Genomic DNA, 26,826 nt, shown 5'->3' on the forward strand with positions numbered 1-26,826 from the left:
ATGACTATCCAGGCTTCCGCGCCGCCCACTACCAAGTCGCAGGCGCTCCGCTCGTACGACGTCGCCGACTTCCCGGCCCTCACCGGCCTGGAGGAGGAGTGGCGCTTCACCCCGCTCAAGCGCCTGCGCGGCCTGCTCGACGGCGCCGTGACGGACGAGTCGGCGCACTGGCCGGCCTACGAGTACGGGCAGCTCCCCGAGGGAGTCACTGTCGGCACGCTGGCCAAGGACGACCCGCTCAGGGGCAGCGTGCTGGTTCCACTCGACCGGATCAGCGCCCGCGCCTACGGTGAGTCGGACCTCGGCCAGCTGGTGCGGGTGGCCCGGGAAGCGGTGGTCGCCGAGCCGGTCGTCGTCACCGTGCACGGCGGGCCCTCCGACGTGGTGGCCTTCGCGCACACCTTCGTCGAGATCGGCGCGCTCTCCGAGTCGGTCCTGGTTCTGCGGCACGTCGGCTCTGGCACGCTGGCCGACAACGTCGAGGTGTCGGTGGGCGACGGCGCGAAGCTGACACTGGTCACGGTCGCCGACTGGGCCGACGACGCGGTCCAGGCCCAGCACCTGAAGATCAAGCTGGGCCGGGACGCCAAGGTCATCCACATCCAGGTGTCCCTGGGTGGCGACCTGGTCCGGCAGTTCACAAGCGTGGAATACACCGGTCGAGGTGGGGAGGCCGAGCTGTACGGCGTCTACTTCGCCGACTCCGGCCAGCACCTGGAGCACCGGCAGCTGGTCGACCACACCGTGCCGGACTGCCGCAGCAACGTCGGCTACCGGGGCGCCCTGCAGGGCGCCGACGCGCACACCGTCTGGGTCGGCGACGTGCTGATCCGGGCCGAGGCGACCGGCACCGACACGTACGAGATCAACCGGAACCTGTTGCTCACCGACGGCGCGCGGGCCGACTCCGTACCCAATCTGGAGATCGAGACCGGCGAGATCGCCGGCGCCGGGCACGCCAGCGCGACCGGCCGGTTCGACGACGAGCAGCTGTTCTACCTGATGGCCCGGGGCATCCCGGAGTCCGAGGCGCGGCGCCTGGTGGTGCGCGGCTTCTTCGCCGAGCTGATCAACAAGATCCCGGTCGAGGACCTGCGCGAGCGCCTGGGCGACGCCATCGAGGCGCGGCTGGCCAAGGCGGGCGCCTGATGCTCAGGATCTGCTCCACCGAGGACGTGCCCAAGGGCACCGCGATCAGCGCCGACGTGGACGGCGTGCAGGTCGCGATCGTGCACGGCGAGGACGACGTGTTCTACGCGGTGCACGACGAGTGCTCGCACGCCGCGGTGGCGCTGTCCGAGGGCGAGGTCGAGGGCTGCACGCTGGAATGCTGGCTGCACGGATCCCGTTTCGACCTGCGTACCGGTGAGCCCACCGGGCTGCCCGCGACCGAACCCGTACCCGTCTATTCCGTCGAAGTCCGCGACGGCGACATCTACCTTTCCGTGGACGGCGACGGCCGTCCGCTGCCGAGCAATGGAGTGACCCGCTGATGAGCACCCTGGAGATCCGCGACCTGAAGGTGTCGGTCAAGCTGCCCGAGGGTGAGCTCAAGCCGATCCTGCACGGGGTCGACCTGACCGTGCGGTCCGGCGAGACGCACGCCATCATGGGCCCGAACGGCTCCGGCAAGTCCACGCTGGCGTACTCGGTCGCCGGTCACCCGAAGTACGAGATCACCGGCGGCGAGGTGACCCTCGACGGCGAGGACGTGCTGTCCATGTCCGTCGACGAGCGGGCCCGCGCCGGCCTCTTCCTGGCCATGCAGTACCCGGTCGAGGTCCCCGGCGTCTCGGTGGCCAACTTCCTGCGTACCGCCAAGACCGCCATCGACGGCGAGGCGCCGAAGCTGCGCACCTGGGGCGGCGAGCTGCGCGGCGCCATGGAGCGCCTCCAGATGGACCCGGCGTTCGCCCAGCGCAACGTCAACGAGGGCTTCTCCGGCGGTGAGAAGAAGCGGCACGAGATCGTGCAGCTCGAACTGCTGAAGCCGAAGATCGCCATCCTCGACGAGACCGACTCCGGCCTGGACGTGGACGCGCTTCGCGTGGTCAGCGAGGGCGTGAACCGGGTGCGCGACACCGGTGACACCGGCCTGCTGCTGATCACCCACTACACGCGGATCCTGCGCTACATCAAGCCGGACTTCGTGCACGTCTTCGTGGCCGGCCGGATCGTCGAGCAGGGCGGCCGGGAGCTGGCCGACAAGCTCGAGGAAGAGGGCTACGAGCGGTACGTCGCCGGGGCCGGCGCGGCGCGGGCCTGAGACACCGACATGACCTCGATGGCCATCCCGGCGGGCATGCCGCAGTACGACGACGTGCCGCGCTTCGACGTGGCGCAGGTGCGGGCCGACTTCCCGATCCTCGACCGGGAGGTAAACGGCCACCCGCTGGTCTACCTGGACAGCGCCAACACCTCGCACAAGCCGCGGCAGGTGCTCGACGTGCTCGCCCAGCACTACTCGCTGCACAACGCCAACGTGTCGCGCTCGGTGCACACGCTGGGCGCCGAGGCGACCGAGGCGTACGAGGGCGCGCGGGCGAAGATCGCCGCGTTCGTCAACGCGCCGAGCGTGGACGAGGTGGTGTTCACCAAGAACTCCACCGAGGCGATCAACATCGTGGCGTACGCGTTCTCGAACGCCTCGCTGCGCGCCGACGGTGACCCGAGGTTCCGGCTGGGCCCCGGCGACGAGATCGTGATCTCCGAGATGGAGCACCACTCGAACATCGTCCCGTGGCAGTTGCTGGCCGAGCGCACCGGCGCGACGCTGCGCTGGTTCCCGGTCACCGACCAGGGCCGGCTCGACGAGTCCGGCCTGGACGACCTCGTCACCGAGCGGACGAAGATCGTCTCGCTGGTGCACATGTCGAACATCCTCGGCACCGTCAACGCCACCGCGCGGATCACCGCGCGGGTCCGCGAGGTCGGCGCGCTGCTGCTGCTCGACTGCTCGCAGTCGGTGCCGCACCTGCCGATGGACGTGGTCGCCTACGACGCCGACTTCATCGTCTTCACCGGGCACAAGATGTGCGGTCCGACCGGCATCGGCGTGCTCTGGGGCCGGGGCGAGCTGCTTGCCGCGATGCCCCCGGTGATGGGCGGCGGCTCGATGATCGAGACGGTGACGATGGCGCGCTCGACGTTCGCCGCGCCACCGGCGCGGTTCGAGGCGGGCACGCCGCCGATCGCCGAGGCGGTGGCGCTCGGCGCGGCGGTGGACTACCTCACCGCGATCGGCATGCCGGCCATCCAGTGGCACGAGAAGGAGCTGACGGCGTACGCGCTCGACGCCCTCGCCACGGTGCCCGGCCTGCGGATCTTCGGTCCGACGGTGCCGGTCGGCCGGGGCGGGACGATCTCGTTCGCGCTCGGTGACGTGCACCCGCACGACGTCGGGCAGGTGCTCGACTCGCTCGGCGTGCAGGTGCGGGTGGGACACCACTGCGCCAAGCCGGTGTGCACCCGCTTCGGGGTGCCGGCCATGACGCGGGCGTCGTTCTACCTCTACACCACCACCGCGGAGATCGACGCCCTGGTGGCGGGTCTGGGGCAGGTGCGGAAGGTGTTCGCGTGAGCGGCGACGCAGGAGTCCGCGAGTCGACAGGAGCGCAGCCTGATGCAACTTGATTCTCTTTATCAGGAGATCATCCTGGACCACTACAAGCACCCGCACGGCCGCGGCCTGCGGGACGCGGCGGACCCGACCGCCCGGGTCGGCGAGGCGCACCACGTCAACCCGACCTGCGGCGACGAGATCACCGTACGGGTGGCGACCGACGGCAGCGTGTTCACCGACATCTCGTACGACGGGATGGGCTGCTCGATCAGCCAGGCGTCGGCGAGCATCCTGCACGAGTTGCTGCGCGGCAGGGCGGCGGGCGACGCCGCTGTGGTGCACGGGGCGTTCGTGGAGTTGATGTCCGGACGGGGCCAGGTCACGCCGGACGAGGACGTGCTCGGTGACGGGGTGGCGTTCGCGGGTGTCGCGCGCTTTCCGGCCCGGGTCAAGTGCGCGCTGTTGTCGTGGATGGCGTTCAAGGACGCCGCGGCACGCGCCGGGGTGGGCGTGAGCCCGGAGGTGAAGGCATGAGCGACGAGAACACGACCCCCGAGGCCGGCGCGGTGGCCACCGACGGCGCGACCGTCAACGGGATGGCTGCCGCCGACGGCGCGACGCCGGTCGGTGGAGCGGCGCCGGCCGGCGGCAAGGCCGCGATCGGCGACATCGAGGAGGCGATGAAGGACGTCGTCGACCCCGAGCTGGGCATCAACGTGGTCGACCTCGGCCTGGTGTACGGCGTCCACGTCGACGACGACAACGTCGCCACCCTGGACATGACGCTGACCTCGGCGGCCTGCCCGCTGACCGACGTGATCGAGGACCAGGCCCGGCAGGCGCTGACCACCGGTCCCGGTGGCGGCCTGGTGAACGACATGCGGATCAACTGGGTGTGGCTGCCGCCGTGGGGCCCCGACAAGATCACCGACGAGGGACGCGACCAGCTCCGCTCGCTCGGCTTCAACGTCTGACCGTTCCCCGGTCACCACCACGGGCGCGGCACCCCTGCCCGACCCAGCCGGGAAACAGGTGGCGGGGTGGGGGAGCGGGGCGCAGGATGAGCCGGTGACCGAGGCGTATCCGAAGCAGGCTCCTGTCCGTGCGGCCACTGCCGCACGCCGACAGCGCGGCCTGCCGCCGGCCGCCTCGCCCCACCTCCCGTCGTCGTGACCGGGGCGTTCCTCGCCGGCCTGGTCGCCGGTTACGGCGTCGCCATCCCGGTCGGCGCGATCGCGATCCTCATCCTCGGGCTCAGCGCCCGTACCTCGTTCCGCGTCGGTGCGGCGGCGGCGCTCGGCGTGGCCGCCGCCGACGGTCTCTACGCGGCGGTCGCGGCGCTCGGCGGCGCCGCGGTGGCGAGCGGCCTCGCGCCGGTCGCGGGTCCGCTGCGGTTGCTCGCCGCGGGCGTGCTGCTGGTCCTCGCCGGCCTCACCGCCTGGCGCGCCCTGCGCCCGCCGGTCACGACGCGCCAGCCGAGCGCGCGGGGTGGCCTGGACACGCCGCTGCGGGCGTTCGGCGCGGTGCTCGCGTTGACCCTGCTCAATCCGGCGACAGTGGTCTACTTCGTGGCGCTCGTCCTCGGCCGGGGCGACGTGCTCGGCCCCGGTCCGGCGGGCGCGGCCGTCTTCACGGCCGGGGTGTTCCTGGCCTCGGCCAGTTGGCAGTTGCTGATCGCCGGGGGCGGCTCGCTGATCGGCCGGGCCCTCACCGGCCCCCGTGGGCGGCGGCTCACCGCGTTGCTGTCCGGCGTCATCGTCGCGGCCCTCGCGGTCGCCACACTGCTCGGCGGGTGACCGACGTGGACACGGCCGTGTGTCAGCCCGGTTGCGGGCCGGTTCATGACCCGTTACCGGGGGATCGGCCGAAACGGCAGTTCCGCACGGAGGAAGGATCCCTTCCCGGTCCCGCGTCCGACCACAGGTGTCCTCGGCCGTCAGGGTGACCGGCTCTGCCGTCGGAAGCGCGGATCCCGCGGGCCGGGACGACGCGATCACCGTCCAGGTAGAACCGCATCCACCTTCCGGGTGATGTCCGCAGTCGCGGGTGGTCCTAGGGTCACGGAACAATTCGTGGACCGTACCCGTACGTCCGGTCATCCCCGCCGGTCGTGCGTCGGTCCACACTCGACCCAGCAGGGAGAAGACTTGAGGATCACCCTGTGGCGTCCGCCGTGCGACCGGCAGCCCGCCGGTCGGCCCCGGCGCGGACGGACCGCTGCCCTCCTCGTCGCCGCGCTGGCCGCGGCGGCGCTTCCCGTTCTCGCGGCGCCCGCGCCCGCCTCCGCCGCGCCCGGCGTCCACGGACCGTGGCAGAAGGTGGACGGCAAGCCGGCCGCCACCAAGGCGGGCCGCAAGGCCGCCGTCAAGGCCAAGCGGCTGGCCGCGTACAAGCTGGACCGCGGCACCATGAAGGGCCTGCTCGACAAGGCGCCCGCCGAGAAGCGCGTGGCGGTGGCCCGGGTGCCGAAGCAGGTCGTGTCGCTGCCCGCCCCGGACGGCACGTTCCAGCGTTTCGAGCTGGTCGACTCGCCGGTCATGGAGGCCGGCCTGGCCGCGAAGCACCCGGAGATCACCACGTACGCAGGCAAGGGCCTGGACGACCCGGCGGCCACCATCCGCGCGGACCTCACCCCGCTCGGGTTCCACGCCTCGGTCCGCTCGACCACTGGCAACTGGTACATCGACCCGTACTACCAGCGCGACCAGAGCGTCTACGCGAGCTACTTCGCCCGCGACCTGGAGCAGCCGGAGGGTGAGTTCGTCGAGCGTGCGGACGTCACGCAGGAGGCGCACGCCCTGGCCGGGGAGATCGCCGCGGCGGAGGTCCCGGCCGGGCCGCTGGTGAAGCTGCGCACCTACCGGGTGGCGCTGGTGACCGACCCTACGCCACCTACTTCGGCGCGGAGAACGTCACCGCCGCGAAGGTGACGCTGATGAACCGGGTCACCCAGATCTACGAGGACGAGACCGCGATCCGGCTCGTGCTGATCGACGACACCGAGAAGACCAACCTGAACACGCCGGCCCTGGCCACCGAGCCGAACGGGCCGTGCGGCGCGGCGGCCTGCTTCACCCCGGCGCAGCTCACCTCCTGCGGCAGCGGCACGCTCAGCCGCAACCGGATCGTGCTCGGCCAGCTGGTCGGCGCGAGCAACTACGACGTGGGCCACATCGGCCTGGGCGTCAACGGCGGTGGCGTGGCGAGTCTCGGCGTGATCGGCGGCAACGGCAAGGCGCAGGGCTGCACCGGCCTGCCGACGCCGGTCGGCGACTTCTACGCGGTCGACTACGTCTCCCACGAGATGGGTCACCAGTTCGCCGGCAACCACACCTTCAACGGCACGCAGTACAACTGCTCGGGCGGCAACCGCAGCGCGGCCAACTCGTACGAGCCGGGCAGCGGTTCGTCGATCATGGCGTACGCGGGCATCTGCCAGCAGGACAACCTGCAGCCGCACAGCGACCCGTACTGGTCGCACCGCAGCTACACCGAGATCACCAACTACGTGACGTCGAACCGTCCGGCGATCAACGAGGTGCAGACCGTCTCGTTGTACGGGTTCGACGCCGACGGTGAGTCCTTCACCGTCCGCTACGCGGGCAACGACTCGGCGCCGATCGTGCGGGGCGTCAACTACACCACCGCCGGCATCAAGGCGGCCATCGAGGGCCTCGCCGGCTGGCCGGCCGGCGCGACTGTCGCGGTGGCCGCGTTCGGTGGCAGCGGCGCGCTCAACGACAACGGCTTCCAGGTGACCTTCGGCGGCACGCTGGCGACCACGAACGTGGCGTCGCTGGAACTCACGAACACCTCCGGCACCTCCGGATTCGTCGGCGAGACGGCCAAGGGTGGCGCCATCGACAACGGCGGCTGGCTGGTCGAGGAGACCGCCAACCACGCCCCGTTGGTCACCGTGCCGGAGACCGTCACGATCCCGGTGCGTACGCCGTTCGCGCTGACCGGCAGCGCCACCGACGCCGACGGCGACACCATCACGTACCTGTGGGAGCAGAACGACAGGGGCGCCACGACCGGTACCGCGCTGACGAACAACACGAAGGTCAACGGTCCGCTGTTCCGGGTGTTCGGCGAGGCGGCGATCGTGTCGCCGACCGACACGCTGAAGTACCACTCGCCGGGCCTGAACTCGGTCACCACCGACTCGACCCGGGTCTTCCCGGACATGCGGCAGATCCTGGCCGGCAACACCAACGCCGCCACCGGCGCCTGCCCGGCCGCGCCGGCCCCGCCGGCCACCGGTGGCGCGTCGAACGTGCCGGCCGAGCTGGTGGACTGCTACTCGGAGTTCCTGCCCACCCGCGACTGGGTCGGCATCGCGGGCGACCGGACCCTGCACTTCAAGCTCACCGCCCGGGACGGGCGGCTGGGTGGCGGCGGCGTCGGCAGCGCCGATGTCGCCGTGGTGCTGGCGCCGGACGCGGGTCCGTTCCTGGTGACCTCGCAGGGCACCGCCGCCGTCCTGGACGGCGGCTCGACCCAGACCGTGACGTGGGACGTCGCCGGCACCGACGTGGCGCCGGTGAACGCCGCGCAGGTGAAGATCTCGCTGTCCGCCGACGGCGGCCTGACCTTCCCGTACGTGCTGGCCGAGCGGACCGCCAACACCGGCACGGCGACCGTGACGCTGCCGAACGTGGCCACCGAGAAGGCCCGGATCAAGATCGAGGCGGTCGGCAACGTCTTCTTCGACGTCAACGACGCCGACTTCACCGTCCGGTCCGCCCCGGTCGTCACCAGCACCGCCCCCGACGGCGGCGCACGCGTGCAGTACAGCGACGCGCTCTCGCCGGCCGTCACCGTCACCGCGACCGACGGCGACACCGCCGGCGCGGATCTGACCGCTGCCGCCACCGGGCTGCCCGCCGGCCTGTCCCTGGCCGTCACGAGCACCTCCGCGACCGACGCCCGGCCGGGCTCGCGTACCTGGACCGTCGCCGGCACCACCACGGCGGCCCCGGGTGGCTACCCGGTCACCGTGACCGTGTCCGACGGCTCCGGGCTGACCGGTGCCACCTCGTTCACCGTCACCGTCGCCGCCGAGGACGCGGCGGTCAGCTGGGCCGGTGACACGCTCGTGAACACCGCGACCGGCGGCGCGTCCGGCACGGCCCTGCTGCGGGCCGTCGTCTGGGACGGCTCGGTGCTGCCCGGGGCGACGGACACCACGGCGGGTGACATCCGTACCGCCACCGTCACCTTCACCGAGGACGGCGTGACGCTCTGCACCGCCGCGCCGACCCTGCTCGGCACGGCCACCACCACCGCGTCCGCGGCGTGTGCGGCCACCCTGCCGAAGGGTACGCACACGGTCACCGCGACCGTCGGCGGCAACTACACGGGCAGCACCACCGCCCAGGTGACCGTCGCCGTCTCCGACGGTGGGTTCCTCACCGGCGGTGGCGAGTTCACCGCCACCCGCTCGGCGGGGACCTACCCGGCCGACGTGAACTCCACTGTCGAGGTGGAGCTGAACGCGAAGCCGGGCAAGGCGAACAAGGCCCCGTCGGGCAAGGCCGAGGTCGAGTTCCGCTCCGGCGGGAAGTCGTACACGATCAAGGCCGACACGGTCGACGCGCTCGGCGTCACCTCGGCGGGCAAGGTCGCCCAGGTGCGCTACCAGGCCGCCCTGTACGACAGCAAGGGCAAGCTGGTGGCCTCCGGGCTGACCCTGGCCGTGACGGTGACCGACCGGGGCGCCCCCGGTAGGAACGACGGCGTCGGGCTCACCCTGTGGAAGGGCGGCGCCCTGCTCCTGTCGTCCGACTGGACGGGTGGCGCGACCGCCGAGGTCAACCTGAAGGGCGGCAACCTCACCGTCCACTGATCCACGCGGCAGACGCGGGAGGGCACCGGTCACGGTGTCCTCCCGCGTTGTTTCTGGTGGTGCCGGCTCCGCTCGCTCGGCTTCAACGTCTGACCGAGCGGTCGCCCGTCGGCCCCGGCGGTCACTCCTGCTCCTCGATCGCCTGCACGCCGCGCGCCAGCAGGTGTCGCAGGGTCCGTCGCTCCTCGTCGGTGAACGTGTCCGCGAGGCGGCGTTCGATGCGTACGGCGGCACCGTCGGCCACGGTCAGGGCTTCCTGGCCCGCCTCGGTGAGGTGAGTCTCGAGGACGTGCCGGTGCCATCGGTGCGGTGCACGGACCACGAGGCCGCGTTCCTCGAGGGTTTTCAGCACGGCCGCCATGGCCTGCGGGGTGACGAGGCAGGACCGGGCGAGCGCCGCGCCCGAGATGCCGGGGCTGTCGGCGAGCGCCAGCAGCGCGGAATACTGCGCGACGGTCAGGTTCGCGGGCCGCAACGCGGCGGTCTTCGCCGCCATGAGCGCCTGCTCGGCGCGTTTGATGTCGAGGCCGAGTCGTTCCCCGGCCGGCATTCCCATGTCGCACATCGTAGTCTCTGGAATCTCGATAAAAACCTGTATTACCATCAAGGTCTTGATGGTCGATCAAGGCTTTGGAGGCCGCGTGGACGGAAAGGTCATCCTCATCACCGGCGCCACCACCGGCCTGGGCCGCCAGGTGGCTCGGGATCTGGCCGGGCGCGGTGCCACGCTGCTGCTGCACGGGCGCGACCCGGAGCGATTGGGCCGGGTGGCCGAGGAGTTGGGTGCGGAGACGACCGCGCGGACCTACCGGGCCGACCTCGCCGACCTGGAGCAGGTGCGCGGACTGGCCGACCGCATCCGGCAGGTCGAGCCGCGACTCGACGTGTTGGTCAACAACGCTGCGGTCGGCGGCGGCAGTGATCCCACCCGGCGCGAGATCGGCCGACAGGGGCACGAGTTGCGGCTGACCGTGAACCACCTGGCGCCCCATCTGCTGACCTGGGAGTTGGCGCCGCTGCTCGCCGCATCCGGCGCGGCCCGGGTGGTGAACGTCGCGTCGAAGGGCCAGGCGCCGGTCGACTTCGATGACCTGATGCTCAGCCGGCACTACGACGGAGTCCAGGCCTACTGCCGGGCCAAGCTCGCCATGATCATGAGTAGTTTCGATCTCGCGGTGGAACTGGGCGGCCATGGCATCACGGTGAACGCACTGCACCCCGCCCATCTCATGGACACGCCGATGGTCCGGACCAGCGGCCTGGCACCTGCCGCCTCAGTTCACGACGGTGCGCTGCCCACCCTGCGGTTGATCATCGACTCTGCGCTCGGGCAGGTGACCGGGCGCTACTTCGACCGGTTCGACGAGGCCCGTGCTCACGAGCAGGCGTACGACGCCCCGGCACGCGCCCGGCTGCGCGCGGCAACCCGCGAGCTCATCGACCAGTAGCCGAGTCGCGGTGCGAGCGGGGCGAAAACCAGTGATGGGACCGGGGCGGCGACCAGGATGACGCGTGATTGAGGCGTACCCGAAGCAGGTCTCTGTCCGCGCGGCCCTGACCGCCTGTCTCGACGAGGGTCCGTCCGGTTGTCGCCCGGCGGGCCGGCGGGCCTCGCCATGTCGTACGGTCGGACGGTGACCAGCCGACCCGCAGCCGGGGGCGGCCGGTGGGTCGAGGTCGACCCGGCCCGCGTCGCCCGCTGGGTCGAGGGCTTCGCCGACCGGCACGGCCCGCCGACGACGACCGTCCACAAGTACGGGCTGCTGCTCACCGCCCCGGACGGCGCCACCGCCGAGCTGCACACCCCGCCCGGCGCGGCCGCGTCGGCGGACGTACCCGGATTCGTCGCCTTCGCCACGGCGGCCCGCCGGCTCGGTCTGCTCCTGGCCCGCAAGGGCGCGGTGGCGGTCGGCGTCGCCGACGGCGCCGACCTGGTGGTCTCCAAGGTGGACACCCGGTACGTGCAGGGCCGCACCGCGGCGGGTGGCTGGTCCCAGCAGCGGTTCGCCCGGCGGCGGGACAACCAGGCGAAGGCCGCCCTGGGGGACGCCGCCGAGCTGGCCGTACGTCTGCTGGTGCCGGAAGCGGGCACCCTGGCGGCGCTGGTGTGCGGCGGTGACCGGCGCGCGGTGGACACGGTGCTCGCCGACCGGCGGCTGGCCCCGCTCGCGGCGCTGCGCGCGCCGCGCCTGCTCGACGTGCCGGAGCCTCGGCACGCGGTGCTGGTGGCGGCCGTGGCGGCCGCTCGGGCGGTCCACATCCTGGTCCGCTGAACAGGAAAGATCACCTCAAGACGCCTCAATCCCGATCCTCGATGGTGCATCGAATCGACTCGATGCCTATGGTCGGTGTCACGAAGCCGGGTCTCCGGGCGACCCGCTGGGCAGCTTCGCCTCCGCCATCACGCGTCGACATCGTTGGGAGAGAACAACTTCATGAGCGGATATCAGGACGGCCGGCTGCGGGCCCGGTGGCGCCGTGCGACGAGGCTCCTCGTCGCGGCGGCGGCGATGAGCGCCGGAAGCCTCGTGCTCACCGCCACGCTGACAGCCGGCACGGCCAACGCGGGTCCGGTCGAGCGCGCCGCGCTCGCCGCGCCCGCGCTCACCACCGTCACCGCGGGCGGCGCGCACACCTGCGCGATCAGCACCGACGGGGGACTGTGGTGCTGGGGCTCGAACTACGGCGGCCAGCTCGGCGACGGGACCACCACGAACCGGAGCGCCCCGGCGCGGGTCGGCGCCGCCACGTGGACGGATGTCGACGCCGGCTCCGGGCACACCTGCGCGGTACGCACCGACGGGACGCTCTGGTGCTGGGGCTCCAACTTCCGGGGCCAGCTCGGTGACGGAACCACCACCACCCGCACCGCCCCGGTGCAGGTCGGCACCGTCGCCACCTGGGCCAGTGTCGACGCCGGCCCCTCGCACACCTGCGCGATCCGCACCGACGGCACGCTCTGGTGCTGGGGATTCAACCGGACCACGCAGCTCGGTGTCGGCGCCTCGCCCTACGTGGCGAACACCCCGTTGCAGGTCGGCGCGGCGACGGACTGGGTGAGCGTCTCGACCGGCTTCGGGCACACCTGCGGTGTCCGCACCGGCGGCACGCTCTGGTGCTGGGGGTCCAGCTCGGACGGCCAGCTCGGGTTGGGCAACCTGGCGCCGCAGACCGCGCCCGCGCAGGTCGGCACCGCTACCGGGTGGACCGGCGTGGTGGCCGGGTACGCGCACACCTGCGGGATCCGGTCCGGCGCGTTGTGGTGCTGGGGTGAGAACGGATACGGGCAGCTCGGCGTGAGCGGCTCGTACCGGACCGCGCCGGTGCAGATCGGCGCCGCCACCACGTGGAGCCGGATCGCCGCGAGCAGCGACACGGCGTGCGCGTCGCGTACCGACGGCAGCCTGTGGTGCTGGGGCAAGAACTCGACCGGGCAGGTGGGCGACGGCGGCACCACCCACCGGTCCGCGCCCGTCCAGGTCGGCACGGCCACCACGTGGACCGGCGAGGTCGCGGTGACCGACCACGGCTGCGGCATCCGTACCGACGGCGGCCTGTGGTGCTGGGGCGACAACAGCGGCGGTCAGCTCGGTGACGGGACGACTGCCAACCGGTCCACTCCGGCTCAGGTGGCACTACCGGCCTGACCGGCCCCGGACACGACATCGGCCCGCACCACCGCAGACGGCGGTGCGGGCCGATGCGGCGCGGGTCAGGCCCCGGCGCCGAAGGTGTCGCAGGACTTCGGGTCGCCGGTGGTGAAGCCCTTGGTGAACCACTGCTTGCGCTGCTCGGAGCTGCCGTGGGTGAACTCGTCCGGGTTCACCGGCCGGCCGGAGCGCTGCTGGATGGCGTCGTCGCCGATCTTCTCGGCCGTGTCGATGGCCTGTGAGATGTCCTGCTCGGTGATGCTCTTGAAGATCTTCTGGCCCTGCTCGTCGGCGGTGCCGGTGGCGTTCTTCGCCCAGGCGCCGGCGTAGCAGTCGGCCTGCAGCTCCAGCTTCACCGACAGCGCGTTCGCGCTCTGCGGGTCGCGCTGCTGCTGGCGGCGCATCTGCGCCTCGGTGCCGAGCAGGTCCTGCACGTGGTGGCCGTACTCGTGGGCCAGCACGTACGGCTGGGCGAACTCGCCCTCGGCGCCGAGCTGGTCGGCGAGCAGCTTGTAGAAGCTGAGGTCGATGTAGACCAGGTCGTCGGCCGGGCAGTAGAACGGGCCGACGCCCGAGTCGGCCGCGCCGCAGGCCGTGCTGACGTTCTGGCTGAAGAACACCGTCTTCGACGGCCGGTACTGCTCGCCGAACGCCTCCGGCAGGGCGGTGCGCCAGTACGCCTGGATCGAGTTGACGTAGAGCGCGTTGCGGCAGTCGAGCTCCTTCAGCCCGTCCTGCGCCGAGCACTTCTGCTCCAGCGAGGTGTTGTCGCCCTGCTCGGAACCGCCGCCGTTGGTGGCGGCGTTGAGGCCGAAGCCGCCGCCCACCAGGGCGACGAGCACGGCGATGATGATGCCCACGATCCCGCCGCGGCCGCCGCCGATCGGGATCGGAATGCCCATCCCGCCGCCTCCGCCGGACCCTCGCCGGTCGTCCACCTGGCTGGTGTCGACCCGCGCGTTCTCGTTCAGCTCCATGTTGACCCCGATCACCGATGTGTCCGTATGTGATGGTTGCGGTACCGGACCGGGTCCGGACGGCCGTTTCCGTACCCGATGATCTTGCACGGTAATCCGGGGGAGAGGACTCGCCGGGCCCGGTACACTTGTCCCCGTGCTGCGCTGCGAAGGCTGAACCGCCCCGCGCCGACGGGAAATCACCACCCGCCGGCGCTTTCGCGTGCCCTGAATCAGCCCTTCCGGACCCGAGAGCGAGTACTCCGAAATGATCACTGCCACCGGCCTGGAACTGCGTGCCGGTTCCCGGATCCTGCTGTCCGACACCACGCTGCGGGTGCAGCCGGGGGACCGGATCGGCCTGGTCGGCCGCAACGGCGCCGGCAAGACCACCACACTCAAGGTGCTCGCCGGGGAGGGCCAGCCGTACGGCGGCCAGATCGACAGGCGCAGCGCCATCGGCTATCTGCCGCAGGACCCGCGTACCGGCGACCTGGACGTCACCGGCCGGGACCGGGTGCTCTCCGCCCGTGGGCTGGACGTGCTCATGGCACAGATGAAGGAGCTGGAGGACAAGCTCGCCGAGGGCGCCGACGACGAGCGGCTGGTCCGCCGCTACGGCGCGCTGGAGGACCAGTTCGCCTCGCTCGGCGGCTACGCGGCCGAGGCCGAGGCGGCCCGGATCTGCGCCAACCTCGGCCTGCCCGACCGGGCCCTGGCGCAGACCATCGGCACCCTCTCCGGCGGCCAGCGCCGCCGCATCGAGCTGGCCCGGATCCTGTTCCGCGACGCCGGCGAGAACGGCGGCGGCATCCTGCTGCTCGACGAGCCCACGAACCACCTCGACGCCGACTCGATCACCTGGCTGCGCGGCTTCCTCGCCAACCACAAGGGCGGCCTGATCGTGATCTCCCACGACGGCGCACTGCTGGAGGCCGTGGTCAACAAGGTCTGGTTCCTGGACGCCACCCGGTCCGTGGTCGACACGTACAACCTGGGCTGGAAGGCCTACCTGGAGGCGCGGGAGACCGACGAGCGCCGCCGCCGCCGGGAGCGGGCCAACGCCGAGAAGAAGGCCGGCGCGCTGATGGCGCAGGCGGACAAGATGCGGGCCAAGGCCACCAAGACCGTCGCCGCGCAGAACATGGCCCGCCGCGCCGAGCGCCTGCTCTCCGGCCTGGACGAGGTCCGCGTCGCGGACAGGGTCGCCAAGGTACGGTTCCCGAGCCCCGCGCCGTGCGGCAAGACGCCGCTGACCGCGACCGGCCTGTCCAAGTCGTACGGGTCGCTGGAGATCTTCACCGACGTCGACGTGGCGGTGGACCGGGGCTCGCGGGTGGCCATCCTCGGCCTCAACGGCGCCGGCAAGACCACGCTGCTGCGGATGCTCGGCGGGCTGCTAAAGCCGGACACCGGCGAGGTGCGTCCCGGGCACGGGCTGCGGCTGGGCTACTACGCCCAGGAGCACGAGACGCTCGACGTGGACCGGACGATCCTGGAGCACATGCGCAGCGCCGCGTCCGACCAGACCGACACCGACCTGCGCAAGATCCTCGGCGCGTTCCTGTTCTCCGGCGAGGACGTGGACAAGCCGGCCGGCGTGCTCTCCGGCGGCGAGAAGACCCGGCTGGCGCTGGCCACACTGGTGTGCTCGGGCGCCAACGTGCTGCTGCTGGACGAGCCGACGAACAACCTCGACCCGGTGAGCCGGGAGCAGGTGCTCGACGCGATCGCCCGCTATCCGGGCGCGATCGTGCTGGTCACCCACGATCCGGGCGCGGTCACCGCGCTCAAGCCGGACCGCGCCATCCTGCTGCCCGACGGCGACGAGGACGCCTGGTCCGACGACCTGCTGGAGCTGGTAGAGCTGGCCTGAGCCGTCCGTCCCTTCCCCGGGGCGGGCCGGGCCCGGTGCGGGCGGCCCGGGCCGGCCGGGGACGGAGCGCCGGTTGGTGGCGGCGAAGACGCCGGCGGCACCCGCCGCGGCCGTGATCATGTCAAGCACACCGGGCACGGTACGGCCCGTCGCGCCGGTGGTCCCACCGCCGGCCCGGAACGCCTGACCCATTCGGCCCGCGCACCCACCGTCGGCATGACCCGAACCGGCTCGCCGAAGTGGAGGTATCCGGAGCGCGGCGAGGCAACCACTTCGGGAAACTGGTGTCGGTCATGCGGGAGGATGCCGCCACTTTGCCGAAGCGGCGCGGGCCGAATCGTCGTCTGTCGATCGGCAAGCCGATTGGCGGTACCTCTCGGGGACCCGCCGGCACGGACCGGCCCGACCACGGCGTGGGCCCTGGCCAGTCCACCCCCTGCGACGCCGCCACCTTGCCGAACTGTGGCGGACGGGCTTGTCGGCGGGCCGGTACGGATCAGCCGGCCGGAAGGATCACTCTATCGGGAAGCTGACATTGCGTAGCGTGTCGGTTGGCGAATAGTTGATATCTGGCGCATGATCGTCCGAGACGGTCTAATAGGTGGGACCGTATCCGAACCGCACAGTCTGGGACGTGAGGAATCAGCATGGCAGCCACTGGCACAGCCACCAGCACTGAGAAGGGTCGCCGGATCGTCGGGGCCGAGCGTCAGACGCTCGCCAAAGACCTGGTAAAGCGGTACACCGGCGGAGAGAGCATTCGTGCTCTGGCGGCCTCGACCGGCCGTTCCTACGGGTTCATCCACCGGGTGCTCACCGAGTCCGGGGTGCAGCTGCGGCAGCGCGGCGGTGCCCGGCGCCGGAAGAAGGCGTGACCCGCCCCCCAGCGTCGTCCACCAGCGCGTTCCGGGGCGTCCGGTGACCGCCGAGACGACCGGAGTGCGCTTCGACTGCGACGGGCCGGTCGCGACGGTGACGTTGTGCCGGCCCGACGTACTGAACGCCCAGACTCCCGCGATGTGGCGCGCGATGAGCGACTTCTCCCGCGACCTGCCGGGCGACGTCCGCGTCGTCGTCGTACGCGGGGAGGGGCGTGCCTTCTCCGCGGGCCTGGACCTGGCGGTCGCCGGCGCGACCGGGCCGGGCTCCTTCGCCGAGCTGGCCGCGATGCCGGAGGCCGAGTGCGCCGACCGGATCGCCGGATACCAGGGCGGTTTCACCTGGCTGCACCGGCCGGACGTGGTGTCGATCGCCGCGGTGCAGGGCCACGCCATCGGCGCCGGCTTCCAACTGGCCCTCGCCTGCGACATGCGGGTGCTCGCCGCCGACGCCAAGCTCTCCATGGCCGAGGTGACCCTCGGCCTGGTCCCCGACCTGGCCGGCACGCGCCGCCTGGTCGAGCTGGTCGGCTACTCCCGGGCGCTGGAGATCTGCGCCACCGGCCGGCGGATGGACGCCACCGAGGCGGACCGGATCGGCCTGGCCACGCTCGTGGTGCCCAACGACGAACTGGACGCCGCCGTGCGTGACCTGTCCGCCGGGCTGCTGGCGAACAACCGGGACGCGATCGTCGAGATCAAGGCGCTGCTCGCGGGCGCGGCCGGGCGCTCGCACGCCGAGCAGCAGCGCGCCGAGCGGGAGGCGCAGACCCGGCGGATCCGGGACCTGGCCGGGCGGGGCGAATAGCCGGTACGGCGATTCCGTAAGGACCGTTCGGGAAGATCTGGGTTACTCGCGAGGTTGTCACAGGCGTCGGGAGAATGGACTCCGACGATTCCTGCTGCCCTGACGACCGGAGGTGACGAGTGTCCCACCCAATGGCCGGCGGCGGCATGGGCGGCTGGAGCATGCTCCGCTCGCTGCGCAACCGCGACGAGGTCTCCACCCACGAGCTCAAGCGCGGCACCGCCCGGCGGATCGTCGCGTTCGCCCGCCCCTACCGGCGCGACATCGTCGTCTTCCTGATCACCGTGATCGTCGCCGCGGTGATCGGCGTGGCCACGCCGCTGCTCGCCGGTGACGTCATCGACGCGATCGCCGATGGCGGCGCGGACGCCCGCGCGACAGTCGTCCGGCTCGCCCTGATCATCGCCGCGCTGGCTGTGGCCGACGCCGTGTTCTCCCTGGTCCAGCGGTGGTATTCGGCCCGCATCGGCGAGGGCATCATCCTCGACCTGCGCACCCGGGTGTACGACCACGTCCAGCGGCTGCCGTTGCAGTTCTTCACCCGCACCCAGACCGGCGCGCTGGTCAGCCGGCTCAACAACGACGTGCTCGGCGCCCAGCGCGCGTTCACCTCGACGCTGTCCGGCGTGGTCAGCAACGTCATCCAGCTCGTGCTCACCGCCGGGGCGATGCTCCTGCTGTCCTGGCAGATCACCGTGCTGGCGCTGGTGCTGCTGCCGATCTTCATCATCCCGGCCCGCCGGGTCGGCAAGCGGCTGGCCGAGATCACCCGCGAGTCGTACAACCTCGACGCCAAGATGAACGCGACGATGACCGAGCGCTTCGGTGTGGCGGGCGCGCTCCTGGTCAAGCTGTTCGGCGCGCCGGAGGTGGAGGCCGACCGGTTCGCCCGCCGGGCCGAGCGGGTGCGCGACATCGGCATCCAGTCCGCGATGTACTCGCGGACGTTCTTCGTCGCGATGCTGCTCGTCGCGTCGCTGGCCCAGGCCCTGACGTACGGCGTCGGCGGCTGGCTGGCGGTCACCGGTGCGGTCAGCGCCGGCACCGTGGTCAAGCTGGCGCTGCTGCTGACCCGCCTCTACGGCCCGCTGACCGCGCTGTCGAACGTCCGGGTCGACGTGATGAGCGCGCTCGTCTCCTTCGACCGGGTCTTCGAGGTGCTCGACCTGCGCCCGACCATCGCCGAGAAGCCCGACGCGGTGCCGGTGCCGCGCGGCAGCGGCCGGGTCGAGTTCCGCGACGTGCGCTTCCGCTACCCGAGCGCGGCCGAGGTGTCGCTGGCCTCCCTGGAGGATGTGTCGACGCTCGACCGGACGGTGAACGAGCCGGTCCTCAAGGGCGTGTCGTTCTCCGTCGAGCCGGGGCAGATGGTGGCCCTGGTCGGTCCTTCCGGCGCGGGCAAGTCGACGCTGTCCATGCTGATCTCCCGGATCTACGACGTCAGCGACGGCCAGGTGCTGGTCGGTGGCGTCGACGTGCGGGACGCGACGCTCGCCTCGCTGCGCGACGAGATCGGCGTGGTCACCCAGGACTCGCACCTGTTCCACGAGACGATCCGGGAGAACCTGCGCTACGCCAAGCCGGACGCCACCGACGACGAGATCTGGGCGGCGCTGGCCGGCGCGCAGGTCGCCGACCTGGTCCGGGCGCTGCCGGACGGGCTCGACACGACGGTCGGCGAGCGGGGCTACCGCTTCTCCGGCGGCGAGAAGCAGCGCATCGCCATCGCCCGGTTGCTGCTCAAGGCCCCGTCGATCGTGATTCTCGACGAGGCCACCGCGCACCTGGACTCGGAAAGCGAGGCCGCCGTGCAGCGGGCGCTGTCGGTGGCGCTGACCGGGCGTACCGCGCTGGTCATCGCGCACCGGCTCTCCACGGTGCGTGACGCCGACCAGATCCTCGTGCTCGACGAGGGCCGGATCGTGGAGCGCGGCCGGCACGACGAGCTGGTGGCCGTCGGCGGCCTGTACGCCGAGCTGTACCGCACCCAGTTCGCGGTCACCGACTCGCCCGTGCCCCACACCGAGGCCGAGCAGCCCGAGCCGGTGGTGACCACGGTGCCGATGGGCACCTACGTCGCCCACGAGGCCATGCCCCCGGCCGCGGCCAACTAGCGGAGACCGACGAGGCAGCACTCCCGGCAGCGCCCGGCCGAAGCTCAACCCGCGACGACCGGAGCCCTAACCCGCGACGACCGCGGCACGCAGCTCCGCGAACGCGGCGCCCAGCGTCTCCGGGGTGAAGTGGGCGTTCAGGCCGCTCGGGTTGGGCAGCACCCAGAGCCGGGCCGTCGCGAGCGGCTCCGGCTGCGGCCCGAACCCGGCCTTCGGCCGGGCGAACCCGATCCGGTACGCGGTCACCCCGACCACCGCCACCCAGCGCGGCCGGTAGTTCTCGACCTTGGCGGTGAGCGTGGCGGCGCCGTCGACGAGTTCCGCGGCGGTGAGCTCGTCGGCGCGGGCGCTGGCCCGGGCCACCATGTTGGTGATGCCGAGGCCCAGCGCCGGGAGGGTGTCCTGTTCGCTGGGGTGCAGCAGGCGCGGCGTGAAGCCGCCCCGGTGCAGGGCGGGCCAGAAACGGTTGCCCGGGCGGGCGAAGTGCCAACCGGTGGCCGCCGACCACAGGCCCGGGTTGATGCCGACGAACAGCACGTCCAGGCCGGGTGCGATCACGTCGGGCAGCAGCCGGTCGGCCGCCGCGGCGAGCTGTTCCCGGCTGGGCCGGGGGTGGCGGCGGGCGGGGGTGCCCGGTCCGGGCGCGGCTTCGGGCCGCCCACCGGCCGGACGCCGTCGATCGCTCACCGTCCCACCGCCCCGGGAAGCCCGGCCACCGCACCCACCGTCACAGCCCGCGCAGCGCGCCGCCGTCGACCGGCACGGTCACCCCGGTGACGTACCCGGCGGCGGGGGAGAGCAGGAACGCGGCCACCCTGCCGAACTCCGCCGGGTCGCCGATGCGGCGCAGCGGGATCGCCGCCTCGGCCTGCGCGCGGGCCCGCTCGGGATCGCCGGAGCCGGCCAGCAGCTCCCGGTTGCGGTCGGTCATGATCCGCCCCGGCAGCAGGCTGATCACGCGTACGCCGCGCGGGCCGAACTCGTCGGCCATGTCCTTGGCCACCCCGGCGAGGCCCGGCCGCAGGCCGTTGGAGATGCCGAGGCCGGCCAGCGGCCCGCGTACCGAGGTGGACAGCACCAGCCCGATCGCGCCGTCGTCGGTGAGGGCGCCGGCCACCGTGCGGGCGAGCCGGACGCTGCCCAGGAACACCGTCTCGAACGACTCGCGCCACTGCTCGTCGGTGACGGTGGCGGCGCTGCCGGGCGGCGGGCCGCCGACCGAGATCAGCGCGCCGTCGAGGCGGCCGAAGTGTTCGCGGGCGGCGGCGACGAGCCGCTCCGGCGTGGCGGGGTCGGCGAGGTCGGCGGTCAGCCCGATCGCCCGCCGCGGGTCGCCGAGCGCCTCGATCGCGGCGGCCACCCGTTCCGGGGTACGCGCGGAGATGACCACCCGGGCGCCCTCGGCGACGAGTTGCTCGGCGGTGGCGAAGCCGAGGCCGGCGGAGGCGCCGGTGAGCACGTACACCCGGTCGGCGAGTCCGAGATCCATACCCCGATCCTGCCGTACCGGCTGACGCCTGTCAGCGCGGGGCGGGCCGCACCAGGCGTACCCGCCCGGCGACCTGAACCGCGACGGCGCCGCCGGTGCGGGTGAGGGCCGGCAGCCGGCGTGGCCGGGGCGGGCGGCGGCCGTCGTAGCGGTTCGCGGCCTCCCGCACGGCCAGCTCCTCCGCGCCCAGCGGCGGCAGGGCGTCCCGGTCGCGCAGGTCGCGGGCCAGGTCCCAGCCGTCGCGCAGCGAACCGTTCGTGGGACGGCCGTCGGCCCAGGCGGTGAACGTGGCCGGCCAGCGGGGCCCGAGGCCGGCGGCGAGCAGCGGCCAGTGCCGGGCCACGTCGCCGGCCCGCTTGCGCAGCAGGGCCCGGCGGGCGGCCTCGACCGGGGCCGGGGCGAAACCAGGTGGCAGCGGCCCACCGGCGACGAGCGCGACGACCAGCTCGGCCTGCCGGGCGGCCAGGTCGCCGCTCACGTGACCACCGGGTGGCCGGAGGCGGCGGCGAGCGCGTCCAGCTCGCCGCGCAACTCGGCGGCGGGCGGGTAGTGCCCGTCGCGTTCCAGCAGCAGCGCGGGCGGCCGGCGCCGGGCGCACAGCTCACGGACCAGGTCCAGCACGGCGGCGGGCACCGGGTCGGTGTGCGTGTCGTGGTAGAAGCCGCCGTGTTCGGCGCCGCCCGCGACGTGCACGTAGGCGACGCGCTCCAGCGGCAGCCGGTCCAGCAGCGCGGCCGGGTCGCCGCCGCGGTTGCGGGCGTTGGCGTGCACGTTCGCCACGTCGAGCAGCAGCAGCGCGCCGGTGGCGTCGAGGATCTCGGTGAGGAAGTCCGCCTCGTCCAGCTCGTCGTCGGGCCAGTCGAAGAGCGCCGCGATCGGTTCCAGGGCCAGCGGCACCGGCAGCTCCGCCTGCGTCCGCCGCACGTTCGCCACCACCGCCGCGACCGCCTCCCGGCTGCGCGGCAGCGGCAGCAGGTGACCGGCCTCCAGGCCGCCGGCCCGCACGAACGCGATGTGCTCGCTCACCAGCGGCGCGTCCAGCGCCGCGGCCACAGCGGCCAGGTGCGCCACCCGGGCCGGGTCCACCGGCTCCGCGCCGCCGAGGGACAGCCGCACCCCGTGGGGTACGACGTCGACGCCGCGTGCGCGCAGCTCGGTGAGCCCGTCCGGGAGCGGTCCGGCCGGGGCGACCGCCTCCGCGACCACCTCGACGAAGCGCAGCCCTGGCAGCCCGGCGACGAAGCCGGCGATCTCGGGGCGCCAGCCGATGCCGACGCCGGACGGGCCGCTCACCCGCCGCACCCGCCTCCGCCGCACCCGCCTCCGCCGCACGAGCTGCCCCCGCCGCACGAGGCGCCGCCGCCGCACGAGCCGCCGGAGCTGGCGGCGCCGGTGCTGCCCATCGCCTGCCGCTGGATCTCGGCCTGCTCCGCGAAGCCCGGATCCATGGTCCAGAGCGTGGCGGTGCCGAACAGCGCCACGCCCAGCGCCACCTCTGTCGGGCCGTACATGGAGTACGCGGGTCCGGCGGCCGGTCGTAGCCGGGCGTGCCGGCGGCGCATGTCGTCGAGCGCGGCGGTGGCCGCCCGGGTGCGCCAGGGCACGCGGTTGAGCAGCACGAACGCGAGGCCGAGCGGGAACAGGCTGAGCAGCAGCCAGCCGGTGGGCCGCTCGTTGAGCAGTCCGGAGACCGCGCGTACGACGCCGATGGCGAGCAGGAACCCGACAAGCAGCGCGCCGCGCCGCAGCGTCCGGCGCCGTTCCTGGTCCAGTGCCAGGCCGCGGCGTACCAGGCCGTCGCGCAGCTCGTCGAGCGCTCGCCGGACCCACTCGTCGGCGATCAGCTCCCGGGTACGCAGACCGCGGCTCGCCGCGTGGTGGACCGCCTGGTCCAGCGGGGTCACCCCGAGCGGAAGCGGGCCGCCGGTGGTGAGCCGCCGGTCCGGCCGTACGCCGACGGCGCCCGCGTGGCGCAGCCCGCCGAGCGCGGCCCAGACGGCGAGCTCGTCGCCGCCGTTGAGGTACGCGACCTGCTGCGGCCCCAGTTCGCCGTAGGCGGTCACCGGCGTGCCCGCCAGCATGCGGCGCCGGTAGACGATCGCGCCGATGACCAGGACGACGGCGAGCAGCAGCCACCAGCGCAGGAAGACGGGGCCGGGGATGCCCCAGGTGTCGGAGGGGGTCATCGTCTGCTCCTGTCGCGAGGAGGGGTGGCGGCTCATTGTGGAGCAGGCGCGCCAGAGTCGATCTCCTGGAGCGGGGTAGTTACCGGACCGAGACCGGCGCCGGTTCAGTGCCGGCGGACGGCCTCCTCGACGAGGTCGAGCACCCGGGCCAGGTCGCCTGCCGGGCGACCCATCGCCAGGTGCAGCACCAGCCCGTCGTAGGCCAGCTCCAGGAACTGGGCCAGCACGTCGATCGGCACGTCGTCGCGGAGCACGCCTGCCTCGCGCTGGCGCAGCAGGCGCTCCCGGGTGGCCCCGGCGATGGCCTCGGAACGCTCCGCCCAGCGCTTGGCGAAGGCCGGGTCGGTACGCAGCCGGCGGGAGACCTCCAGCTGGCTGCCGAGCCAGCCGGTGGTGTCCGGCGAGACGGCCCGGGCCAGCAGGTCGCGCATGACCTGCACCAGACCGTTGCGGGCCACGGTCTCCACCATGACGGCGGCGTCGTCCTCGGCCACGGCCAGGAAGAGGGAGTCCTTGTCCCGGAAGTGGTGGAAGATCGCGCCGCGGGACAGGCCGGTGGCCTCCTCCAGCCGCCGTACGGTGGCGCCCTCGTAGCCGTGCCGGGCGAAACACGCCCGCGCCGCCGCGAGGATCTCCTGGCGGCGCGCGTCGAGCTGGTCCTGACTTACTCTGGGCACGAACGGATCGTCGCAGGTGGAACCGGCCGATGCAAACCGTACGTACGGCTTGAGATGCGGTGACGGAGATCATCTGCAGTCGCCGGGGTGGTTACGATCGGCGGGTGACAGCCCTCCCCGCGCGCCCGCTCACCGTCGCCGCCGTCCAGGCCGAGCCCGTCCCGGGCGACGTGGCCGGCAACGCCGGCGCCGCCGCCCGCCTCGTCGGCCGCGCCGAAGGCGCCCGCGTCGTCGTGCTGCCCGAGCTGTTCCTGCCGGCGTACCACCCGCCGACGCTGGGCGCGGACCCGGACGCCACTGACGTGGCCGCCGACGCCGACGGCCGGGTGACCGACGCACGGCTGGACCCGCTGCGCGCCGCCGCCGTCGACGCGGGCGCCGCGGTGGTGATCGGCGCCGCCGTCCGCCACCCCGACCGGCGGCGCACCATCTCCTCGCTCGTGGTGGACCCGGCCGGCGCGGTCACCGCCGCGTACGACAAGCAGCAGCTCTGGAACGGCGAGCGCGAGCTGTTCGACGCCGGCCGCCGGGGCGCCACGATCGAGGTCGACACGTGGCGGCTGGGTCTGGGCGTCTGCTACGACGGCTGTTTCCCCGAGCACGCGCGGGCCGCCGCCGGCGACGGCGCGCACGGCTACCTCTGCCCGAGCGGCTACCTGGCCGGCTCGGCGCACCGCCGCGACCTCTACTACGCCGCCCGGGCGCTGGACAACACGATGTACGTGGTGTTCGCCAACTCGGTCGACGGCGCCGACCCGTGGCGGTTCAACGGCGGCGCGGCGGTGTACGACCCGGAGGGCCGGCCGCTGGCCCGGGGCGCCGACAGCGGTGAGGACGTGCTGGTGGCCACGCTGGACCCGGACGCGCTGGCCGCCACCCGCGCGGCGCACACCATGCTGCGGGACCGTCCGCTCGACGCCGGGGCGGCCCGCGCCGTCCTCGTCGCCTGACCGCTGTGCCGGGGCCCTCGGCACTGTCGGTGCTCCGACCGTTGCCGTAGGGTGCCCAGGTGCCGTTGCTCCTGCTCGATCTGGACAACACTCTGGTGGACCGCGACGGGCCGTTCCGTGTCTGGGGAGAACGGTTCCTGGCGGGCATCGGCGCGCCGCTGTCCGACCTCGACTGGTTGGTGTCCGTGGACGCGGACGGGCTGACCAACCGCTGGGACGTGGCGGATGCGATCCGCGACCGGTACGCGTTGCGCATCCCCTCGATCGACCTGGTCGACGAGCTGCACGACGGCGTGGTGGCCCACATGCGGCTGGACCCGCTCGTCGCGTGCGCCCTGCGGATCGCGGCAGACGCGGGCTGGGTGCCGGTGGTGGTCACGAACGGCGCGGCCCGCCAGCAGGACGCCAAGATCCGCAGGACCGGCCTGGACCGGTACGTCGCCGACTGGGTGATCTCCGAGGAGGCGGGCGTCAGCAAGCCGAACCCGAGGATCTTCGCGCTCGCCGCCCAGCGGGCCCGGATGCCGCTGCGCGGCGCGTGGGTGGTCGGCGACAGCCCGGAGGCGGACATCGGCGGGGCGACCGCCGTGGGTCTGCCCAGCGTCTGGCTGCACCGCGGACGCCGCTGGTCCGACCCGAGGTACGCGCCGACCCGGATCGAGGACGGGCTGATCGCGGCCGTGGCGGCGGTGCTGGCCGGCTGACGGCGGCGCCGGCGAGCCGGCAGCGGCGCGGAAAATCCGTTGCCCCGTACCGGCCGGGGCACGAGCATGGTGCCGCGCGAGTGCGCAGCCGGGGATCGCCCGGTCGAGGAGAGGAGGTCGGTCATGGCCGTTTTCGCAGGGTCGTTGCACCTGCCTCCACCAGCCTCGATCGAAGGACAGATCCACCCGTGCGTGATCACGACTTCCCGGCGCCGCAGCGCCGTGGCCGCGGCAAGAACCGCTTCGACGACGACGAGACCGACTTCCTGAAGCGAGGGCGGCGCACGCCGGCCCTCACCGACCCGGACGCCGAGCCCGACGCGGAGGACGCCTGGTCCTCCTGGGATCGGGCCGTCCACGGCCCCGAGCCGCATCCTGACTGGCTGGTCACCGAACTGGCCGCCCGGGACACCGAGCTCGGGGTGCTCAAGACCGGCAAGGAGGCGGACGTCCACCTGGTCCGCCGCGCCGTGCCGGGCACCGGCCGCGGCTGCCTGCTGGCGGTCAAGCGCTACCGCGACGCCCAGCACCGGCTGTTCCACCGCGACGCCGGTTACCTGGAGGGCCGCCGGGTACGCCGGTCCCGGGAGATGCGGGCGATGACCGGCCGTACCGAGTTCGGCCGGCAGATGATCGCCGGGCAGTGGGCGGCGGCCGAGTTCACCGCGTTGTCCCGGCTCTGGGAGATCGGGGCCGCCTCCGGGCGGATCGCGGTGCCCTACCCGGTGCAGTTGCTCGGCACCGAGCTGATGCTGGAGTTCGTCGGCGACGCCGGGGCGGGGCAGGCCGCGCCCCGGCTGGCCCAGGTCCGGCCCGACGACGACGAGTTGCGCGACCTGTGGGACCAGCTCGTGGAGGCGCTCACGGTGCTCGCCCGGGCCGGGTACGCACACGGCGACCTGTCCCCGTACAACCTGCTCGTGCACGCGGGCCGGCTGGTGCTGATCGACCTGCCGCAGGTGGTCGACGTGGTGGCCAACCCGCAGGGGGCCGAGTTCCTGGCCCGTGACGTGCGGGTGGTGGCCGCCTGGTTCACCGCCCGCGGGATGCCGGCGACGGTGACCGACCCGGCGGCGCTGACCGAGGCGCTGCTGCGGGAGGCGGGGCTCCGCTGACCGACGTGCGTCC

General features: G+C 73.0%; 27 protein-coding genes. 19 read left to right on the forward strand and 8 right to left on the reverse strand.

Annotated elements, in window-relative coordinates; all coding sequences use genetic code 11:
• From sufD to ACFYO8_RS15890, 9 genes are all read left to right on the forward strand, one after another.
• Positions 1-1,149 (forward strand): Fe-S cluster assembly protein SufD, encoded by a 1,149-nt coding sequence (gene sufD / locus ACFYO8_RS15850; protein ID WP_354872628.1) that lies wholly within the window; start codon positions 1-3, stop codon positions 1,147-1,149.
• Entirely contained in the window at positions 1,149-1,493 is a 345-nt protein-coding gene (locus ACFYO8_RS15855; RefSeq protein ID WP_354872625.1) for a non-heme iron oxygenase ferredoxin subunit, read from the forward strand. Before sufD ends, ACFYO8_RS15855 begins: the two co-directional genes overlap by 1 nt.
• Positions 1,493-2,266, forward strand: a complete 774-nt coding sequence (sufC, locus tag ACFYO8_RS15860; protein ID WP_354872623.1) for a Fe-S cluster assembly ATPase SufC — start codon at positions 1,493-1,495, stop codon at positions 2,264-2,266. The genes ACFYO8_RS15855 and sufC overlap by 1 nt, the downstream gene beginning before the upstream one ends.
• A 9-nt stretch (positions 2,267-2,275) precedes the next feature.
• A complete protein-coding gene (locus ACFYO8_RS15865) occupies positions 2,276-3,580 on the forward strand; it encodes a cysteine desulfurase (RefSeq protein WP_355094231.1) in 1,305 nt (434 codons plus the stop codon).
• Between the two features lie 42 nt (positions 3,581-3,622).
• Positions 3,623-4,096 (forward strand): Fe-S cluster assembly sulfur transfer protein SufU, encoded by a 474-nt coding sequence (gene sufU, locus ACFYO8_RS15870; protein ID WP_355094233.1) that lies wholly within the window; start codon positions 3,623-3,625, stop codon positions 4,094-4,096.
• Positions 4,093-4,536, forward strand: coding sequence for a metal-sulfur cluster assembly factor (locus tag ACFYO8_RS15875; RefSeq protein WP_387188746.1), 444 nt, complete (start codon positions 4,093-4,095; stop codon positions 4,534-4,536). The genes sufU and ACFYO8_RS15875 overlap by 4 nt, the downstream gene beginning before the upstream one ends.
• 195 nt (positions 4,537-4,731) lie before the next feature.
• On the forward strand, positions 4,732-5,358 hold the full coding sequence (locus tag ACFYO8_RS15880; protein WP_354872618.1) for a LysE family transporter: 627 nt from the start codon (positions 4,732-4,734) through the stop codon (positions 5,356-5,358).
• A gap of 351 nt (positions 5,359-5,709) precedes the next feature.
• On the forward strand, positions 5,710-6,492 hold the full coding sequence (locus ACFYO8_RS15885) for a hypothetical protein (protein WP_354872616.1): 783 nt from the start codon (positions 5,710-5,712) through the stop codon (positions 6,490-6,492).
• A gap of 5 nt (positions 6,493-6,497) precedes the next feature.
• Positions 6,498-9,410: a M12 family metallo-peptidase gene (locus ACFYO8_RS15890; protein WP_387257290.1), complete on the forward strand. Its 2,913-nt coding sequence runs from the start codon at positions 6,498-6,500 to the stop codon at positions 9,408-9,410.
• A 121-nt stretch (positions 9,411-9,531) separates the two neighbouring features.
• On the opposite strand, the gene ACFYO8_RS15895 is transcribed toward ACFYO8_RS15890, so the two are convergent.
• Positions 9,532-9,966, reverse strand: coding sequence for a MarR family transcriptional regulator (locus ACFYO8_RS15895; protein ID WP_355095296.1), 435 nt, complete (start codon positions 9,964-9,966; stop codon positions 9,532-9,534).
• Between ACFYO8_RS15895 and ACFYO8_RS15900 the strand changes: the two genes are divergently transcribed.
• The 3 genes from ACFYO8_RS15900 to ACFYO8_RS15910 all read left to right on the forward strand — a co-directional run bounded on the left by ACFYO8_RS15900 (position 9,965) and on the right by ACFYO8_RS15910 (position 13,057).
• Entirely contained in the window at positions 9,965-10,858 is an 894-nt protein-coding gene (locus ACFYO8_RS15900; RefSeq protein WP_355095299.1) for an SDR family NAD(P)-dependent oxidoreductase, read from the forward strand. The genes ACFYO8_RS15895 and ACFYO8_RS15900 overlap by 2 nt on opposite strands.
• A gap of 186 nt (positions 10,859-11,044) precedes the next feature.
• Complete coding sequence (locus ACFYO8_RS15905; RefSeq protein WP_355095301.1) at positions 11,045-11,683, forward strand: acVLRF1 family peptidyl-tRNA hydrolase; 639 nt, start codon at positions 11,045-11,047, stop codon at positions 11,681-11,683.
• 162 nt (positions 11,684-11,845) lie between these two features.
• A complete protein-coding gene (locus tag ACFYO8_RS15910) occupies positions 11,846-13,057 on the forward strand; it encodes a hypothetical protein (RefSeq protein ID WP_355095303.1) in 1,212 nt (403 codons plus the stop codon).
• Between the two features lie 65 nt (positions 13,058-13,122).
• Here ACFYO8_RS15910 and ACFYO8_RS15915 read toward each other — a convergent pair whose 3' ends face one another.
• The gene (locus ACFYO8_RS15915) at positions 13,123-14,037 is read right to left on the reverse strand and encodes a neutral zinc metallopeptidase (protein WP_354872825.1); all 915 of its coding nucleotides are present in this window, start codon (positions 14,035-14,037) and stop codon (positions 13,123-13,125) included.
• 247 nt (positions 14,038-14,284) lie between these two features.
• On the opposite strand from ACFYO8_RS15915, the gene ACFYO8_RS15920 reads away from it, so the two are divergent.
• The 4 genes from ACFYO8_RS15920 (at position 14,285) to ACFYO8_RS15935 (ending at position 19,692) form a co-directional block, all read left to right on the forward strand.
• Complete coding sequence (locus ACFYO8_RS15920) at positions 14,285-15,892, forward strand: ABC-F family ATP-binding cassette domain-containing protein (protein WP_387189586.1); 1,608 nt, start codon at positions 14,285-14,287, stop codon at positions 15,890-15,892.
• A gap of 647 nt (positions 15,893-16,539) precedes the next feature.
• Complete coding sequence (locus ACFYO8_RS15925) at positions 16,540-16,767, forward strand: helix-turn-helix domain-containing protein (RefSeq protein WP_007072022.1); 228 nt, start codon at positions 16,540-16,542, stop codon at positions 16,765-16,767.
• A gap of 43 nt (positions 16,768-16,810) precedes the next feature.
• Positions 16,811-17,578, forward strand: coding sequence for an enoyl-CoA hydratase/isomerase family protein (locus tag ACFYO8_RS15930; protein WP_354872599.1), 768 nt, complete (start codon positions 16,811-16,813; stop codon positions 17,576-17,578).
• Between the two features lie 131 nt (positions 17,579-17,709).
• Positions 17,710-19,692 carry an ABC transporter ATP-binding protein gene (locus ACFYO8_RS15935; protein WP_354872823.1) on the forward strand — a complete coding sequence of 661 codons (1,983 nt, stop codon included), beginning with the start codon at positions 17,710-17,712 and terminating at the stop codon, positions 19,690-19,692.
• 66 nt (positions 19,693-19,758) lie between these two features.
• On the opposite strand, the gene mug is transcribed toward ACFYO8_RS15935, so the two are convergent.
• The 6 genes from mug to ACFYO8_RS15965 form a co-directional block, all read right to left on the reverse strand.
• The gene (gene mug / locus ACFYO8_RS15940; protein WP_354872597.1) at positions 19,759-20,379 is read right to left on the reverse strand and encodes a G/U mismatch-specific DNA glycosylase; all 621 of its coding nucleotides are present in this window, start codon (positions 20,377-20,379) and stop codon (positions 19,759-19,761) included.
• 40 nt (positions 20,380-20,419) lie between these two features.
• A complete protein-coding gene (locus ACFYO8_RS15945) occupies positions 20,420-21,181 on the reverse strand; it encodes an SDR family oxidoreductase (RefSeq protein WP_354872594.1) in 762 nt (253 codons plus the stop codon).
• Between the two features lie 31 nt (positions 21,182-21,212).
• Positions 21,213-21,659, reverse strand: coding sequence for a hypothetical protein (locus ACFYO8_RS15950; protein ID WP_354872591.1), 447 nt, complete (start codon positions 21,657-21,659; stop codon positions 21,213-21,215).
• Complete coding sequence (locus ACFYO8_RS15955) at positions 21,656-22,474, reverse strand: DUF692 domain-containing protein (RefSeq protein WP_354872588.1); 819 nt, start codon at positions 22,472-22,474, stop codon at positions 21,656-21,658. Before ACFYO8_RS15955 ends, ACFYO8_RS15950 begins: the two co-directional genes overlap by 4 nt.
• Positions 22,471-23,367 carry a TIGR04222 domain-containing membrane protein gene (locus ACFYO8_RS15960; RefSeq protein ID WP_354872585.1) on the reverse strand — a complete coding sequence of 299 codons (897 nt, stop codon included), beginning with the start codon at positions 23,365-23,367 and terminating at the stop codon, positions 22,471-22,473. Before ACFYO8_RS15960 ends, ACFYO8_RS15955 begins: the two co-directional genes overlap by 4 nt.
• Positions 23,368-23,471: 104 nt before the next feature.
• Positions 23,472-24,044: a helix-turn-helix domain-containing protein gene (locus tag ACFYO8_RS15965; RefSeq protein WP_354872582.1), complete on the reverse strand. Its 573-nt coding sequence runs from the start codon at positions 24,042-24,044 to the stop codon at positions 23,472-23,474.
• A 104-nt stretch (positions 24,045-24,148) separates the two neighbouring features.
• Between ACFYO8_RS15965 and ACFYO8_RS15970 the strand changes: the two genes are divergently transcribed.
• From ACFYO8_RS15970 to ACFYO8_RS15980, 3 genes are all read left to right on the forward strand, one after another.
• Entirely contained in the window at positions 24,149-24,994 is an 846-nt protein-coding gene (locus ACFYO8_RS15970; protein ID WP_354872579.1) for a carbon-nitrogen hydrolase family protein, read from the forward strand.
• Between the two features lie 59 nt (positions 24,995-25,053).
• Positions 25,054-25,698: an HAD family hydrolase gene (locus ACFYO8_RS15975; protein WP_354872576.1), complete on the forward strand. Its 645-nt coding sequence runs from the start codon at positions 25,054-25,056 to the stop codon at positions 25,696-25,698.
• A 188-nt stretch (positions 25,699-25,886) separates the two neighbouring features.
• Positions 25,887-26,813 (forward strand): RIO1 family regulatory kinase/ATPase, encoded by a 927-nt coding sequence (locus ACFYO8_RS15980; protein WP_355015100.1) that lies wholly within the window; start codon positions 25,887-25,889, stop codon positions 26,811-26,813.
• The last annotated feature ends 13 nt before the right edge of the window (positions 26,814-26,826 follow it).

Origin of the sequence: Micromonospora sp. NPDC005257 (assembly GCF_042872445.1) — a bacterium.
Classification (GTDB): domain Bacteria; phylum Actinomycetota; class Actinomycetes; order Mycobacteriales; family Micromonosporaceae; genus Micromonospora.

What these genes read in the sequence shown, in the direction of transcription:
- sufD (WP_354872628.1), top strand. Translation starts at nt 1, where the DNA reads ATGACTATCCAGGCTTCCGCGCCGCCCACTACCAAGTCGCAGGCGCTC.
- ACFYO8_RS15855 (WP_354872625.1), top strand. Translation starts at nt 1,149, where the DNA reads ATGCTCAGGATCTGCTCCACCGAGGACGTGCCCAAGGGCACCGCGATC.
- sufC (WP_354872623.1), top strand. Translation starts at nt 1,493, where the DNA reads ATGAGCACCCTGGAGATCCGCGACCTGAAGGTGTCGGTCAAGCTGCCC.
- ACFYO8_RS15865 (WP_355094231.1), top strand. Translation starts at nt 2,276, where the DNA reads ATGACCTCGATGGCCATCCCGGCGGGCATGCCGCAGTACGACGACGTG.
- sufU (WP_355094233.1), top strand. Translation starts at nt 3,623, where the DNA reads ATGCAACTTGATTCTCTTTATCAGGAGATCATCCTGGACCACTACAAG.
- ACFYO8_RS15875 (WP_387188746.1), top strand. Translation starts at nt 4,093, where the DNA reads ATGAGCGACGAGAACACGACCCCCGAGGCCGGCGCGGTGGCCACCGAC.
- ACFYO8_RS15890 (WP_387257290.1), top strand. Translation starts at nt 6,498, where the DNA reads ATGAACCGGGTCACCCAGATCTACGAGGACGAGACCGCGATCCGGCTC.
- ACFYO8_RS15900 (WP_355095299.1), top strand. Translation starts at nt 9,965, where the DNA reads ATGTCGCACATCGTAGTCTCTGGAATCTCGATAAAAACCTGTATTACC.
- ACFYO8_RS15895 (WP_355095296.1), bottom strand. Translation starts at nt 9,966, where the DNA reads ATGGGAATGCCGGCCGGGGAACGACTCGGCCTCGACATCAAACGCGCC.
- ACFYO8_RS15910 (WP_355095303.1), top strand. Translation starts at nt 11,846, where the DNA reads ATGAGCGGATATCAGGACGGCCGGCTGCGGGCCCGGTGGCGCCGTGCG.
- ACFYO8_RS15915 (WP_354872825.1), bottom strand. Translation starts at nt 14,037, where the DNA reads ATGGAGCTGAACGAGAACGCGCGGGTCGACACCAGCCAGGTGGACGAC.
- ACFYO8_RS15920 (WP_387189586.1), top strand. Translation starts at nt 14,285, where the DNA reads ATGATCACTGCCACCGGCCTGGAACTGCGTGCCGGTTCCCGGATCCTG.
- ACFYO8_RS15925 (WP_007072022.1), top strand. Translation starts at nt 16,540, where the DNA reads ATGGCAGCCACTGGCACAGCCACCAGCACTGAGAAGGGTCGCCGGATC.
- ACFYO8_RS15935 (WP_354872823.1), top strand. Translation starts at nt 17,710, where the DNA reads ATGGCCGGCGGCGGCATGGGCGGCTGGAGCATGCTCCGCTCGCTGCGC.
- ACFYO8_RS15945 (WP_354872594.1), bottom strand. Translation starts at nt 21,181, where the DNA reads ATGGATCTCGGACTCGCCGACCGGGTGTACGTGCTCACCGGCGCCTCC.
- ACFYO8_RS15960 (WP_354872585.1), bottom strand. Translation starts at nt 23,367, where the DNA reads ATGACCCCCTCCGACACCTGGGGCATCCCCGGCCCCGTCTTCCTGCGC.